Source organism: Psychrobacter urativorans (assembly GCF_904846695.1).
GTDB classification, from domain to species: Bacteria; Pseudomonadota; Gammaproteobacteria; order Pseudomonadales; family Moraxellaceae; genus Psychrobacter; species Psychrobacter urativorans.
Map to the genome: position 1 here is coordinate 46,225 of NZ_CAJHBR010000009.1, position 15,234 is coordinate 61,458.

15 protein-coding genes and 1 pseudogene are annotated in these 15,234 nt (G+C 41.7%); 13 read left to right on the forward strand and 3 right to left on the reverse strand.

Going from position 1 to position 15,234, the window contains the following annotated elements; all coding sequences use genetic code 11:
- Positions 1 to 2: 2 nt before the first annotated feature.
- The 11 genes from rplR (at position 3) to rplQ (ending at position 6,239) form a co-directional block, all read left to right on the forward strand.
- Positions 3 to 353, forward strand: coding sequence for a 50S ribosomal protein L18 (rplR, locus tag JMY09_RS07700; protein WP_201623016.1), 351 nt, complete (start codon positions 3 to 5; stop codon positions 351 to 353).
- Positions 354 to 355: 2 nt separating this feature from the next.
- Complete coding sequence (gene rpsE / locus JMY09_RS07705) at positions 356 to 871, forward strand: 30S ribosomal protein S5 (RefSeq protein ID WP_057758716.1); 516 nt, start codon at positions 356 to 358, stop codon at positions 869 to 871.
- Between the two features lie 20 nt (positions 872 to 891).
- Complete coding sequence (rpmD, locus tag JMY09_RS07710; RefSeq protein ID WP_201623017.1) at positions 892 to 1,071, forward strand: 50S ribosomal protein L30; 180 nt, start codon at positions 892 to 894, stop codon at positions 1,069 to 1,071.
- The gene (gene rplO, locus JMY09_RS07715; protein ID WP_201623018.1) at positions 1,071 to 1,511 is read left to right on the forward strand and encodes a 50S ribosomal protein L15; all 441 of its coding nucleotides are present in this window, start codon (positions 1,071 to 1,073) and stop codon (positions 1,509 to 1,511) included. Before rpmD ends, rplO begins: the two co-directional genes overlap by 1 nt.
- Before the next feature lie 88 nt (positions 1,512 to 1,599).
- Positions 1,600 to 2,862 carry a preprotein translocase subunit SecY gene (secY, locus tag JMY09_RS07720; RefSeq protein WP_227677230.1) on the forward strand — a complete coding sequence of 421 codons (1,263 nt, stop codon included), beginning with the start codon at positions 1,600 to 1,602 and terminating at the stop codon, positions 2,860 to 2,862.
- A gap of 71 nt (positions 2,863 to 2,933) precedes the next feature.
- Positions 2,934 to 3,050, forward strand: coding sequence for a 50S ribosomal protein L36 (gene rpmJ / locus JMY09_RS07725; RefSeq protein WP_025644371.1), 117 nt, complete (start codon positions 2,934 to 2,936; stop codon positions 3,048 to 3,050).
- Between the two features lie 257 nt (positions 3,051 to 3,307).
- Complete coding sequence (rpsM, locus tag JMY09_RS07730) at positions 3,308 to 3,664, forward strand: 30S ribosomal protein S13 (RefSeq protein WP_201623020.1); 357 nt, start codon at positions 3,308 to 3,310, stop codon at positions 3,662 to 3,664.
- A 20-nt stretch (positions 3,665 to 3,684) separates the two neighbouring features.
- Positions 3,685 to 4,074: a 30S ribosomal protein S11 gene (rpsK, locus tag JMY09_RS07735; protein ID WP_201623021.1), complete on the forward strand. Its 390-nt coding sequence runs from the start codon at positions 3,685 to 3,687 to the stop codon at positions 4,072 to 4,074.
- 48 nt (positions 4,075 to 4,122) lie between these two features.
- Entirely contained in the window at positions 4,123 to 4,764 is a 642-nt protein-coding gene (gene rpsD / locus JMY09_RS07740) for a 30S ribosomal protein S4 (protein WP_201623022.1), read from the forward strand.
- Positions 4,765 to 4,852: 88 nt separating this feature from the next.
- A complete protein-coding gene (locus tag JMY09_RS07745) occupies positions 4,853 to 5,860 on the forward strand; it encodes a DNA-directed RNA polymerase subunit alpha (RefSeq protein ID WP_201623023.1) in 1,008 nt (335 codons plus the stop codon).
- A gap of 19 nt (positions 5,861 to 5,879) precedes the next feature.
- Entirely contained in the window at positions 5,880 to 6,239 is a 360-nt protein-coding gene (gene rplQ, locus JMY09_RS07750) for a 50S ribosomal protein L17 (RefSeq protein ID WP_201623024.1), read from the forward strand.
- 143 nt (positions 6,240 to 6,382) lie between these two features.
- Here the strand turns inward: rplQ and JMY09_RS07755 are convergent, their stop codons facing one another.
- Positions 6,383 to 7,003, reverse strand: coding sequence for an L-threonylcarbamoyladenylate synthase (locus JMY09_RS07755; protein ID WP_201623025.1), 621 nt, complete (start codon positions 7,001 to 7,003; stop codon positions 6,383 to 6,385).
- 1,253 nt (positions 7,004 to 8,256) lie between these two features.
- Between JMY09_RS07755 and JMY09_RS14910 the strand changes: the two are divergent.
- Positions 8,257 to 12,705 (forward strand): annotated as a pseudogene (locus JMY09_RS14910) (ESPR-type extended signal peptide-containing protein); the annotation flags it as partial.
- A gap of 67 nt (positions 12,706 to 12,772) precedes the next feature.
- Complete coding sequence (locus tag JMY09_RS07765) at positions 12,773 to 13,165, forward strand: outer membrane protein assembly factor BamE (RefSeq protein ID WP_201623027.1); 393 nt, start codon at positions 12,773 to 12,775, stop codon at positions 13,163 to 13,165.
- A gap of 117 nt (positions 13,166 to 13,282) precedes the next feature.
- Here JMY09_RS07765 and JMY09_RS07770 read toward each other — a convergent pair whose 3' ends face one another.
- Positions 13,283 to 14,008, reverse strand: coding sequence for an elongation factor P hydroxylase (locus tag JMY09_RS07770; RefSeq protein WP_201623028.1), 726 nt, complete (start codon positions 14,006 to 14,008; stop codon positions 13,283 to 13,285).
- A gap of 415 nt (positions 14,009 to 14,423) precedes the next feature.
- Positions 14,424 to 15,224, reverse strand: a complete 801-nt coding sequence (locus JMY09_RS07775; RefSeq protein ID WP_201623029.1) for a 3-hydroxybutyrate dehydrogenase — start codon at positions 15,222 to 15,224, stop codon at positions 14,424 to 14,426.
- Positions 15,225 to 15,234 lie beyond the last annotated feature (10 nt).

Consider the following 15,234-nt stretch of genomic DNA (forward strand, 5'->3'; position numbering starts at 1 on the left):
AAATGTTTGATAAAAAAGCAGCTCGTCTGCGTCGAGCTAAGAAAACCCGCGCGCATATCCGTTTTTTAGGTGTTAATCGCCTAACGGTTAATCGCACGCCAAAGCATATCTATGCCCAAATTATCTCTCCTAACGGTGGTGAAGTGATTGCACAGGCATCTACATTAGACGGCAGTTTACGCTCAGGCGCAACTGGTAACGTTGATGCAGCTACGTCTGTAGGCCAAATGATCGCAGAACGCGCAAAAGCAGCTGGTATCACTAAAGTTGCGTTTGACCGTAGTGGTTTCAAATATCATGGTCGAGTTAAAGCTTTAGCTGAAGCCGCTCGCGCAAACGGATTGGAGTTTTAATCATGGCTAGAAATGATAAAAATGATAAGAATGAGCAGACTGACGGTTTAGTAGAACGCTTAGTTACCGTTGATCGCGTTGCGAAAGTAGTTAAAGGTGGTCGTATCTTCTCTTTTACTGCGTTAACCGTAGTAGGCGATGGTAATGGTCGCGTTGGTTTCGGTCGCGGTAAAGCTCGTGAAGTACCAGCTGCTATTCAAAAAGCTCTAGAAGCTGCCAAACGTAATATGATTACTGTTGAGCTTAATGATGCAACTTTGCATCATCCGATCAAAGCACGTCATGGTGCAAGTAAAGTCTATATGCAACCTGCATCTGAAGGTACTGGCGTTATCGCTGGTGGCGCAATGCGTGCTGTATTAGAAGTTGCTGGCGTCAAAGATGTTTTGACTAAATGTTATGGTTCTACCAATACTGCTAACGTAGTTCGCGCTACATTTAACGGTTTACGTGATATGTCAACTCCAGAAAAGATGGCAGCAAAACGTGGTAAATCTGTAGACGAAATTTTGGGCTAACTTAGACTAGGTGAGTTACGATGAAAACAATGAAAGTCACTCAAGTAAAATCAGGTGCCCATCGCCTCAAGAGCCACAAAGCTAGCTTGAAAGGATTGGGTTTACGCCGCATTAATCATACTGTTGAAGTAGAAGATACTCCTTCAACCCGTGGTATGGTCAATCGCGTTAACTACATGGTAAAAGTGGAGGAAGCGTAATGGGTCTTAGATTAAATGAATTATCACCAGGTGTTGGCGCCAAGAAAACTGCCCAACGTCGTGGTCGTGGTATCGGTTCAGGCTTAGGCAAAACTGGTGGCCGTGGTGTAAAAGGTCAGAAATCACGTTCAGGTTCTGGTATCCGTAGAGGGTTTGAAGGTGGCCAAATGCCATTATTCCGTCGTCTACCTAAATTCGGCTTTACCAGTAAAATGGCAATGACAACTGCTGAAGTTCGTCTGTCTGAATTGAATAAAGTTGAAGGCGATATCGTTAACGTTGCTACTCTTAAAACGGCTAACATTATTCGTCATGATATGAAGCGTGCACGTATTATCTTGTCTGGTGATGTCACTAAAGCTTATACCTTCCAAGGTGTAAAAGTGACTAAAGGCGCCAAGCAAGCAATCGAAGCTGCTGGTGGTAGCATCGAGGAGTAGTAACGTGTCAAAACAATCAGTGTCATCGTCTGGCATTCCGCTAAATCCTTTTGCTTTTATACGTAAGTATGATGAGCTTTGGTCACGCATGTTGTTTTTGATCGGCGCATTGATTGTTTATCGTTTAGGGTCACATATTCCTGTACCTGGCATTAATCCGGTGAATTTAGCCGATTTGTTCTCACGCAATGAAAACACTATCTTAAGCATGTTTAACATGTTTTCAGGTGGTGCGCTGGAAAGAATGTCAATTATGGCGCTTGGTATCATGCCATATATTTCAGCATCTATCATTGTACAGATGATGTCAGCTGTACTACCCTCGCTTGAAGCCATCAAAAAAGAAGGTGAAGCGGGTAGACGTAAGCTTAACAAGTATACCCGTCAAGGGACACTTGCATTAGCTTTAGTACAGTCTTTAGGAATGTGTGCTGGTCTGATTAGTCAGAACCTGACTTTATCCAGCGGCCTTACCTTCTATATCCCTGCAGTAACTTCGTTAGTGGCAGGGGCTATGTTCTTAATGTGGCTTGGTGAGCAGATTACAGAGCGTGGTGTGGGTAATGGTATCTCAATGCTGATTTTTGCCAGCATTGTGGCTGGTACGCCAGGTATGATTTCGCAATCTATCGAACAAGTCAATCAAGGTCAGATGAACTTGATTGTACTCTTTATCTTTGTGATACTAGGTGTCGCGGTTACCGCGGGTATCGTCTATATTGAACGTGCCCAGCGTCGTGTGCCTGTAAATTACGCGCAAAAACAGCAGCAAGGTCGCAAAATATATGCTCAACAGCAGTCCCATCTGCCGCTGAAAATTAATATGGCAGGGGTTATTCCAGCTATTTTTGCCAGTTCTTTGTTATTGTTTCCAGCTAGTTTAGGGCAGTGGGTTGGTCAATCAACTGATCCTACCTTTGTACAGAAGATATTGCAAAATATGGCTTTGGTATTGTCCCCAGGACAACCGCTCTATTTAGTTCTGTTCGGTGCGATGATTATTTTCTTTTGCTACTTCTATACGGCATTAGTCTTTAGTCCACGCGAAGTTGCTGAGAACCTTAAACGTAGTGGTGCGTATATCCCTGGTATTCGCCCCGGACAACAAACTCAGCGTTATCTTGATCATGTATTAAACCGGTTGACCTTTATTGGCGCGATGTATATGACGGCCATTTGTTTAATGCCAATGCTAGTTCAATCAGGATTTGGTGTGCCGTTTCAACTCGGTGGTACGTCGCTACTAATTATGGTGGTTGTGGTAATGGACTTCATCTCGCAAATTCAAGCGCATTTGATGACCCATCAATATAATGATCAGACGTTAATTCAGTCGCCAACTCAGCCTTAATAGTTGTTAGTAACTTTTGTTATTAATAATCTAACAATGGATGAGTAGGATGATATCTCAAGGAGCATGCAATGAAAGTTCAAGCATCAGTTAAAAAGATTTGTGGTAGCTGCAAGATTGTACGCCGTAAAGGCCGTGTACACGTTATATGTACAGCAGAACCTCGCCACAAGCAACGTCAAGGCTAGTCAATAGATAGAATATGGTATTTTACCTAAGCTATTAATTGAATTAATACTTGAAAAACAATGGCGGATGCGATATCATCCGCCACTTGCCGTAGTTCTTACTCATACTTTATTATATTAACAATGATTAGTTTCTCTTAGCGAGTTACTGTAATAGTTAAGATAATACGGCCATGAGTATTAACAGCAATAAATCTGAAAAACAATACACTATTTATTATGAATAAATTTTGTTTTTCTTCAATGGAGAGAAAGCAATGGCTCGTATTGCCGGTGTTAACATTCCGGATAATAAGCATGCTGTTATTTCACTAACTTACATCTTTGGTGTAGGTCGTACCACTGCTCAGAAAATCTTAGAAGCAGTCGGTATTGATACTACTACTAAAATCAGTCAGTTAGATGATACGCAGTTAGATGCTATCCGTGCACAGATTGCAAACTACATGACCGAAGGTGATCTTCGTCGTGAAGTGTCAATGAACATTAAGCGTTTGGTTGATTTAGGCTGTTATCGTGGCATTCGTCATCGTCGTAACTTGCCTGTTAATGGTCAACGTACGAAAACGAATGCGCGTACTCGTAAGGGTCCACGTAGAGCAATCAAAAGATAATTAACTTAGGAAGCTAAAAGATGGCAAAAGACACTCGCAGTCGCAAAAAGGTGACTCGTCGTTCAGTATCGGAGGGCATAGCCCACATCCATGCGTCTTTTAATAACACCATTGTTACGATTACCGATCGTCAAGGTAATGCATTGGCTTGGGCCACTTCAGGTGGACAAGGCTTCCGTGGTTCACGTAAATCTACACCATTTGCAGCACAGGTTGCAGCTGAGGTCGCTGGTAAAGCGGCTCAAGAATATGGTGTTAAGAATGTCGATGTTTTGGTCAAAGGACCAGGACCGGGTCGTGAGTCTGCGGTAAGAGCACTAGGTGCATTGGGTTATAAAATTAATAGCATCTCTGATGTAACCCCAATCCCACACAATGGTTGCCGTGCGCCGAAAAAGCGCCGCGTCTAATATTTAAGACGAAGCTTTTTATAACAAAAGCTTATAGGAGACATAAAGATGGCCCGCTATATTGGACCAAAACTGAAATTATCACGTCGTGAAGGCACGGATCTAGGTCTTAAGTCTGGCGTAAAGCCCTACGACGTAAAAACGAAAAAAGCTGGTCGTCCACCAGGTCAACATGGCGTTAGCCGTAATAAGACCTCGGAATATGCACTACAGTTACGCGAAAAACAAAAAGTTAAGCGTATCTACGGTGTATTAGAACGTCAGTTTGCTAACTATTATAAAGAAGCTGCTCGCAAACGTGGTGCTACTGGTGAGAACCTATTAGCTATGCTTGAGAGTCGTTTAGACAATGTGGTTTATCGCATGGGCTTTGGCTCAACTCGCGCTGAAGCACGTCAGCTAGTTAGCCATCGTTCTATCATGGTAAAAAAAGCCGGCCGTGATGAGTTTGTTCGTGTGAACATTCCATCAATTCAGCTGCAAGATGGTGATGTCATCGCTGTCCAAGAGAAGTCTCGCGAACAACTACGTATTCAGAATGCTATCGAATTAGCTTCACAACGTGGTATTCCAGAATGGCTAGATGTTGATAACAGCAAGCTTCAAGGTACATTCAAACATGCACCTGATCGCATTGATTTACCAGCTGAAATCAACGAAAGCTTGATCGTTGAGCTATACTCTAAGTAACTGAAATTATGATTGACGTTATCACTTATGTGGGTAACGTCGATTTAATGAAGTTAATTAAACCAGTTAAATAAATCGAGGTGACATCATGATGCTAAATGCAACTGAGTTTCTAACACCAAATGCCATTAACGTGGATACGGTTAATGAATCGATTGCGAAAGTCACGCTCGAACCGTTAGAACGCGGCTTTGGGCATACCTTAGGGAATGCCTTACGTCGCATCTTGTTATCTTCATTACCTGGTGCTGCAGTTATCGAAGCTGAGATTGATGGTGTTGACCATGAATACTCTACGCTCGAAGGATTGCAAGAAGATGTGCTTGATTTGCTTTTGAATTTAAAGGGCTTAGCAATTACTCTTCATGACCAAAATGAAGTATTTTTGACCTTAGACAAACAAGGTCCAGGCATTATCACTGCCGCAGACATCGCTTTGCCGCATAATGTCGACATTATCAATCCAGAATTGGTATTGGGAACATTAAGCGCTCGCGGTCATCTAAAGATGCGTTTGCGTGTGGTTATGGGTCGTGGATATGAGCCAGCAAATCAGCGCCGTGAAGATGGTGACACTAAAGCAATTGGCCGCTTGAAGCTTGATGCAAGCTTTAGCCCAGTGTTACGTGTTGCTTATCAGGTTGAGAACGCACGTGTAGAACAGCGTACCGATCTTGATCGTCTTATCGTCGAACTTGAAACTAACGGCACTATCGATCCAGAAGAAGCAATTCGTAAAGCTGCTACTATTTTACAACAACAGATTTCTATCTTTGTTGACCTAGAAGCTGAAGAAGCGCCTGAGCCTGTGAAAGAAAAAGAAGAGGTTGACCCAGTGCTATTACGCCCTGTGGATGACCTTGAACTAACGGTTCGCTCAGCCAACTGCTTAAAAGCTGAAAACATTTACTATATCGGTGATTTGGTACAGCGTTCAGAGACTGAACTACTAAAAACCCCAAATCTTGGTAAGAAATCATTAACCGAAATCAAGGACGTACTAGCGTCTAAAGATTTAGAGCTCGGTATGCGCCTAGATAACTGGCCACCCGCTGACTTACGTGTTGATGATCGCTTCTCTTATCGTAGCCGTTAAACTTTAAGGATTTTTGACTATGCGCCATCGTAAGAGTGGAGTCAAGCTGGGTCGTACCGGCAGTCATCGTAAAGCAATGTTCCAGAACATGACAAACTCATTATTTGAGCATGAACTGATCAAAACTACATTGCCAAAAGCTAAAGAATTACGCCGTGTTGCTGAGCCATTGATCACTATGGCTAAAGAAGATAGCGTTGCTAACCGTCGTTTGGCTTTTAGCCGTATGCGTAGCAAAGCTATGGTTGGCAAACTATTTGGCACCTTGGGTCCTCGTTACCAAACGCGTCCAGGCGGATATTTACGTATTGTAAAATGCGGTTTCCGTGATGGTGACAATGCACCTATGGCTTATGTAGAGCTAGTTGATCGTGACTAATTCTATATGCTAAATGCAATATTAATAGTATCTTTGTTATAAAAAAAGCCCCAATTTATTGGAGCTTTTTTTTTGGCTAAAATTTATAGTTTTTATTAGCAATTTTCTCTAAGGCTAACCACAATGCCTTAATTGGCAAACAGTTAGAGCATTAATGCGCTGACGTCAGCGGCACCTTGCCTAATGATTGCCACTTCACCACTAGTCATATCTACAATAGTAGTCAATTTAGTGGTTTTTATACCCACATTGATTAGCCCGTCTATCTGATTGCCTAGCAACTCTTCGATGTCATAGGGATCATCGAGTACACCATCGTGAGTAGGTAATATTAGTGAGCTAGTTAAGATAGGCTCATCCATTGCCGCTAATATTGCCTGAGCAATAGCATTACTTGGTACCCGAATACCAATGGTTTTTTTCTTAGTATGGGCCAGTTTTTTGGGAACATCTTTAGTGGCATTTAAAATAAAAGTAATGGGAGCTGGTGTATGTGCTTTTAGCTGCTTGAATTGGGTGTTATCTACTGCTGCATAGTTAGCAATTTCACTTAAATCACGACACAACAAAGTGAATTGATGCTTATCATCTAATTCACGAATTTGCTTAAGCTTCTCTAGCGCATCTTTTGCGCCTAAACGACAACCAAAAGCATAGCTAGTATCAGTAGGGTAAATGATCAACTTATCATTGCGCAGCATCTCGGCTACTTGTTCAATGAGGCGTTGCTGTGGGTCTTCTGGGTGAATATAGAATGTTTGCATAATGAAACCTTATTTTATGGTTATCAATAATTTCAATGATATTTTATTCTTGGTAAATATAAAGTGCTTGATTCTAAGTTAAGTATAGCTATAAACGCTTATATCATATACAGATATTCGATTAATGATACTAGCAAAGCGTTAAGTAAGTTATATCAAATAGATTTTATCTTCAGGTATTAATTGGTTTGCATTGAATAACTAATTTTAATTAGCAAAGCTTTACAGTCCTCATAGTTTTGATAGTAATAGTTCAGTATTAAGTAGCAAATTCCACGGTTTATCAAGGTGATAAATTAGTCATTAATAACTAAAGTAGCTATCACTCTTATATTGGGCTGCTCTTGCTATTTGTAGACTATTCTTATAGTTCTACGGCTAGAATTATTGCAGTAGAACTTAGAGACCAGCTTTTCCTAGGCTAATCTCAATGCCTATATCCTAAATAACCATTACAAGATAATAACGTAAATTCTCAATTATTATCTAAAATAAGAATACAAAGTAAAGCCTTGTTAGCATTGATAAGATTTTATTTAATACTACTTTAATATTTATTTAAAAAATAATTGAATTATATAAATGAATCATTAATTGATGGTAGCCCATAAATAATTTAGATTTCAAAGAAATAATAAATAAATTATTAACCTTACATTATTAATTTTTAAAGAACAAAAGTCGTCTAATTATAATTGCTTCAAACAAGCCAAAATACCAATTGGCCGAAATTATGACCTGATACCTAGTTATTAATTCATATTAATAATAAAAATTTATTTTTCCTTTCTGAAAATAATATACGCAAATATTATTTATCTTATTATTATAAGCCTATGTTTATTATTGAATTTATTTTAACTTAACAGTGATATTTTATCTATAAAATATAGGAAATAATGTAATTAAATTTATTGATCAAGGTTTTACCGTTATGCATAGGAAAAAAGGAGGTAAAAATCACTTTATCGCCATCTTATAGACTTCTGTCTGTTAATAGTTGACCGTTTAGGGTGCTCACCATAAAATCTGAAACGTTTATGGTGTTAATGACATAGCAAACAATCTAGTTATGTTGCATTTGAATTGGTACAAGCAGACTCATAGTCAAAATCATGGATTAAGAAGCTGAGTTTATTGATGTTCATAAAAGTATAGTCATGAAAATGGCTTCTTTTATTTACGGTGCTTGGGGAAACTCAGTCAACACTGTTTTTAAATCCTTGCTTATAGGAAAAAGTATGAACCATATTTATAAAGTGATCTTTTGCAAAGCTACCGGCACATTCGTCGCAGTAGCTGAGTTTGCTCGTGCAAATGGTAAGAAAGGCAGTGGTACAGTAGGGGCGGTAAGCGCTACTTCAGAGGCGGGTTCAGTAAGCCGATATGCGATGGGGTTAAGTGGACTGACAAAACTCTCAGCCGCCATACTCTTATCATTAGGATTGAATTCTACAGTTTTTGCTGTCGATGCTACTTGTACTGGTCCGGCGACTCAAAATACCGGTGGTAATGATAGCGAAGTAGCGTGTGGCGAGGGAGCAACTGCTACAGGGACTAATGCTATAGCTATTGGTAAGGGTTCTCAGGCAGTAGGTAACGAAGGTAATATTTCTATAGGTGCAGGATCAACTGCAAATAATAGTAATGGCACTGCTATAGGATTTGGCGCGCAAGTAACAGGAATCAATTCAACGGCAGTAGGTCAAGGCGCCACCGCATCGAATGAACAGACCACTGCTTTTGGTAATGGTGCAAGGGCGACTGGTAATCAAGCCACGGCCATAGGCTCGGCTTCACAAGCTACAGGTGATCAAACCGTCGCGGTAGGGCGTGGTAACGTAGCTGACGCTAATAGAGCGGTGGCGTTAGGCTTTTTTGTCAAAGCCAATGGCGCATTCTCCACGGTAGTAGGTAACTCAGCAACAGCATCATCAACTGCAACTCAAGCTGTAGTAATTGGTAGTGGTACTAAAGCCAGTTTGGCCAATACTACTGTAATAGGATCTTCTGCTAGTGCTGAAGGTCAAGCGGGTGATGTTGCCTTGGGTCAGAGCTCTTCAACCGCTGCCGTTAATAATTCTGGCACTTACCGAGTTAACTCTACTATAGGGGCAAATACAGCAGCTGCTATTACTCCAAAGTCCGTGGTGTCAGTAGGATCGGCTGGCAATGAGCGCAGAATTACCAATGTAGCGGCTGCTAATATCAATGCAACTAGTACTGATGCGGTAAATGGCAGTCAGCTGTTTATCACTAGTACTGCTTTAAACGAAGCGGCAAAAGCTACTCAAGATGCTTTAGGCGGCGGTGCAGTGACTAATCCTGCTACTGGTGTTTACACAGCACCTTCTTATACATTAACCAATAATCCAAATGGTGGGGCTGGGAGCACTACGACTAGTAATAATGTCGGTAGCGCTTTAAGTACTTTAGATACGGCAGTGAATCGTAGCATTACTGTGGCAGGCAATTCAGGCACAAGTGCGCAGAAGCTTGGCAGTACGCTTAACATTAGCGGCGGTGCTACAGCAGCCTCAAGTAATAGCAACGTGAAGACGGTCGTCACTGACGGCAAAGTTGATGTCCAATTGTTAGATGCCCCAACGTTCGCCGGCCAAGTTAAGGCCAATGGCTTTGATGCTAGTGGTGCTAAGATTATTAATGTTTTAGCCGGTACGAATAATACTGATGCGGCAAACTTTGGCCAAGTCAAAGCAGCGAAGACTAAAGTAGCAGCAGGTACTAATGTCACTAGCGTAGCAGAAACTACGGGTGGTAATGGCGAAAGCATCTACACGGTGAATGCTGACAAATCGACAGTTTCAGCAGGATCGACCGCAGTTACGGTTGCACCTGGTACTAAAAATGCCAGCAACGTGACGGATTATGCGGTGGACTTAAGCGCTGCCACTAAGACCAGTTTAGGTAAAGCAGATACAGCGATACAGACAGTCAGCTCTAATGACGCTAACTTAACTGCAGTCAAGACTGGCAATAATGTCGCGTTTGACTTTGCTGACGCCCCAACGTTCGCCGGCCAAGTTAAAGCCAATGGCTTTGATGCTAACAACAACAAGATTGTTAATGTCCAAGATGGCACAGCGGCGAAAGATGCGGTGAACAGAGGTCAATTAGATGCTTTAGCAACGGCAGGCAAAGCCAACACCGATGCCTTAGGCAACAGCACAGCCACTAACCTTGGCGGCGGTGCTACTTATGATGCAACAACGGGTACTGTTAGTGCCCCGACTTACAGTGTCAATTGTACTGACAGCAACAATGTTGGCGCCGCTATCAGTGCCTTAGATCAAGGCTTCACGCTACAGACCAATGGTGCTAATGGCGCCGCTATCAAAGCGGGCGATACCGTAGATATCGGTACAGCGGATGCTGAGAACAACTTAGAAGTGGTTAAAACCAACAACACCATCAAGTACAGCCTGAAGAAGAACTTAGATTTAGGCGAGACGGGCAGCGTCACCACGGGCAACACCGTCACTAACAATGCGGGTGTGACTATTGATGACAAAGCGGGCAACGTGACTCAAATGACGGCTGCCGGCACTAACGTCACTGATGGCACCAACACCAGTAACTATGGCGCAGCAGGCAGCACCGTTACCGATGGTACGAACACCTCTACCACTGCGGCGAATGGCATCACGGTCAGTGATCAGACAGGGGCAGGCACTCGCTATGGCTCTGAAGGCTTTAACTTCGTTGATACTAATGGCGATATTATTACCAATGCTCCAAGCATCACCAGAGCAGGTATCAACGCTGGCAACACGGTCATTAAAAATGTCGCAGCAGGCACTGTCGCAAAAGACAGCACAGATGCTATTAACGGTAATCAGTTGTTTGAGACTAATCAAGCTATCGCCAATGCTCAAGGTCAAGCGAATAAAGGCTTTAATATTAGTGCAGATAATGGTACTACAGATAATGTGCAGCTAGGTGACACTGTTAAATACAGTAATACTGACAAAAACTTAGTAGCGACAGTCTCTGACAATGGTATCAATTACGATTTAGCTGACGATATCAGTGTTAAGACAGTCACCGCAAATGATCGTAATGGTAACGTAACGGCTCTAACAGCGACAGGGACAACGGTCACTGACGGCATTAACACTAGTAGTTATGGCGCAGCAGGTTCTAGTGTTACGGATGGTACTAATACTACTAATGTTGCAGCTGATAATATAACTGTTGGTGGCGCCAATCCAGTCGTTATAAGTGGTAAAAATGGTAATATCACTGGTCTAACCAACACCAGCTATGATGAAGCTCAAGTAGTACGTAACCGTGCGGCAACAGAAGGTCAAGTATCAGATGTGGCAAATAGCTTAGGGAATCTGGCTGATACGCCACTGACCTTTACGGGTAATAGTGGCACGACAGCACAGAAGCTTGGCAGCACGCTTAACATCAGCGGCGGTGCTACTGCTGCTGCAAGCAATAGCAATATCAAGACCGTAGTGTCTAATGGCAATATCGATATCCAATTTGTAGACGCTCCGACCTTTACTGGTCAAGTGAAAGCTAACGGCTTCGACGCTGGTGGCGCTAAGATTATTAATATTGCTAATGGAACTGCTGCCAATGATGCAGTCAATAAAGGCCAGTTGGATGCTATTGCAAATAGCAATAATGCTAAAAACGATGCTTTGGGCAATAGTACCGCTAATAATTTAGGTGGCGGTTCGAAGTATGACCCAGTCACAGGTCAAGTAACTGCCCCTAATTACAAGGTTCAAGGCGGCGCGCAGAACAATGTGGGCGATGCACTAGATACGCTTGATGGGGCTATTAATAACATCAAAGCTGCTAATGAGTCACTAACTAATTCGGCAGTACAGTATGATAAAAACGCTGATGGTTCCATTAATAAAGATAGGGTTACTTTAGGTGGCGGTGCTGACGGCACAACTTTAACCAATGTGAAAAATGGTAAAGTTGCTAAAGGTAGTAAAGATGCCATAACTGGTGATCAGCTATTTCAAACTGAGCAGCGAGTTGAAAGCAATACTACTGATATTAATAACTTAAAAAATGATATTAATAATGGTGGAGTTGGTCTTGTGAAGCAAGATGCGATAACTCAGGAGATTAAAGTTGCCGCAGACAAAGGCGGTAATTCAGTCAACATGTCAGGGACAGCTGGTGATCGTACAGTGAGCGGTGTCAAAGCCGGAGCAGTGACCGCTAAGAGTAATGAGGCAGTCAATGGCTCACAATTACATGCAGCCAATACCAATATATCTAATGCTCTAGGTGGTGGTTCTAAAGTAGATGCTAGTGGTAATATTACGGCCCCTAGTTATAGTGTAGCAGGTGAGGCATATACTGATGTTGGTTCTGCTTTAGCGGCAGTCGATAGCGCCTCTCTCAAACGCTTTGACTCTCTAAATAGTAGGATTGATGATGCGTTCTATTACACTAATGACCGTATCGATGAAGTTGAAAAACAAGGCAATGCTGGTATTGCTGCAGCCTTGTCACTTGAGTCTGCGCCATATATTCCAGGTAAGTTCACTTACTCTATAGGAGCAGGTTATCATCGCGGTGAAAATGCCATTGGTGGTTCATTGCGTCGTACAGCTGATAGTGGTCGCTGGAGTCTAACCGGTGGTGTAGCAACAGACTCTGAAGGCGGAGCAAGTGCACGTATCGGTATTAGTGGTGTTATTAACTAGAACTAGAGATATTTTGCAGGTGGTCTAATTATTAGGTCACCTCACCTAATCTATTTGAGATAAAGTTATGAAAGTAATTTTGAAAGCTGTAATGCTATCAGCTGTACTAGCGTTAACTGCTTGTACCAACGTGTTTATGAATAATTCACAAAAAACACCAGCGTTTTCAGAGGTAGAATATAGTCATCTAAAGGGTTTACCAAATTACGATGTCAGTCAAGTACGTCTGCTCGAAGTTGCACAGCATAAAGACCAAGTCAGACAAATATTGGGTAACCCTCATTTTAATGAAGGTATTTTTAGCCCAAAAGTTTGGAATTATGCCCTTGGGTTGAAACTCTCAGCAAATAACGACTACCAAAACTGTCGTTTGAGAATTGATTTTGATAGAAATAACCGTGTTGAGAAGTTAACTTGGAAAGATCAAGTCTGTGCTGACTTTGTCAATGGTAATATTTAGAAAAGTTATTTATCAGGTTTGATCGAAATCGTTTTAAAATAAAAGAGCTCTCAGTATTCTGAGAGCTCTTTTATTTTGACTAATTTTCATTCTAAGGACTAACAGTATCTTATAAATCTAGCTCTCTAGCTGAAACATTAATAATGCTGCTAATAAAGTCTGCGCATCCCTAGGTAGCGTTTGCGGGTTAGCAATGTAATGTTCAGCCTGTGTATAGACATCATTAGCAAAAGTGCTAGCGCTAGTATCAAAGCTGGCAAATAGATTATCTTGTGATACTTTAAAAGGTCGCTGACAGGCAGTAGTGAATAGACATTCTAACGCTTGAGGTTTGATCTCTACGGACTCAAAAGCTTGTTGCTGAGACTGACTACGGCCATCGGCAGCATACCAATAGCCAAAGTCACTAAGTAGGCGGCGCTTATGACCTGCCACACACCAATGACTTATTTCATGTAGCGCACTGGCAAAAAACCCGTGAGCGAACTCGATACGTGCAGGACTGCTGGCAGTAGCAGGGAAGTACTCAGGCTCATCATCGCCGCGTACCAACTGGACATTTTGCTCAACAAACAAAGCATTAAATAATTCGATTAGCCACTCAGTAGCCAGTGGTTCGTTGTCCAAACTTGATAACGCTGTGTAATTTAGCGATGAGTTGTGAGTTGCTAAAAGCTTTAGATCAATCGCTGGACAAAGGCATAAATCATCAGTGAGTGTAGAGGTTTGGTGTAGACCATGCCTGCTAGTATCTGCTAGCCTATGAAGTTGTTTTAATAATAAAATAGTATTATCGCTAGTTAATAAAGCGGCAAAATCAGGAGTGGTAGTTTTTAATAACATAAAGCCGTAACCTATCCTTATAGCCTTAAATTAACTGCTGTCATTAGTGAAAGTCGTAAAATACTAGCGCAAGTTTCAAGAGGCACTTTCCGTTAGTATGGCAGGCAATATTATACACTTTTTTGATCGTTGAGACCGCTTATGTCAGACCCTAAAGCTAGCATTGCAGCTTTATATATCAGTAAGGGTGAGGGTAAATCTGTGGCAGTTATTATTGAGATTGCTTAAACTGCAGTCGTATTGAATATTCCTAGTTTCAACCGAATCTTTTATTATGCATAAAATAATTTTTAGTCTAGTCTAACGTTGCTCTTAAGAACAGTCTGATAATAAGAACAGTGTGATAGATAGCGAACGATAACCCTTTTGTATTAAAACTTAAAGTTTGCCCATTCGCTATTATTTATCTAAAACATTAATTCATAAACCAACCGTGACTGGCAACTATGGATTGTCCGGTGAACACATTGGTTGGAAAAGCGGCTAAAAATAGTGCTAACTGAGCTATGTCATTTACTGTTGTGAACTCTTTATCCACTGTATTCACTAGCATAATATCATTAACTACTGACTCCTCACTAATACCTTTTTCAGCGGCTTGCTGCGGAATTTGTTTTTCAACTAGGGGTGTTTTGACAAATCCAGGGCAGATCACATGCGAACGCACATTATGCTCGGCACCTTCTTTAGCTAGTACGCGGCATAGGCCCAGTAAGCCATGCTTAGCAGTGACATAAGGAGCTTTATACATTGACGCTTCGTGAGAATGTACTGAACCCATATAGATGACGGTACCACCTTTATTATCCTTATACATATGTTCTATAGCGGCTTTAGTGGTCAAAAATGCACCATCTAAGTGAATATTTAGCATCTTTTTCCAGTCGGAGAAAGACATTTTATCAATAGGATTAATAATTTGAATACCAGCGTTAGAAACCAAGATATCAATGCTGCCAAAAGTATCTATTAGCTTTTGCACACCACTATTAACAGCATCCTCAGAAGTCACATCCATCTCAATAGCCAGCGCACGTCCACCAGCAGCTTCAATAGCATCAACCGTGCTTTGCGCCGCATTAATATTTATATCAGCAATGCCAACAGCAGCACCTGCTAGTGCATAGATTTCGGCGATATCGCGTCCGATTCCACTAGCAGAACCCGTAACTAAGGCTACTTTACCAGTCAAGTCTTTCTCTAATAGCGTTGCCATGAACGATCCT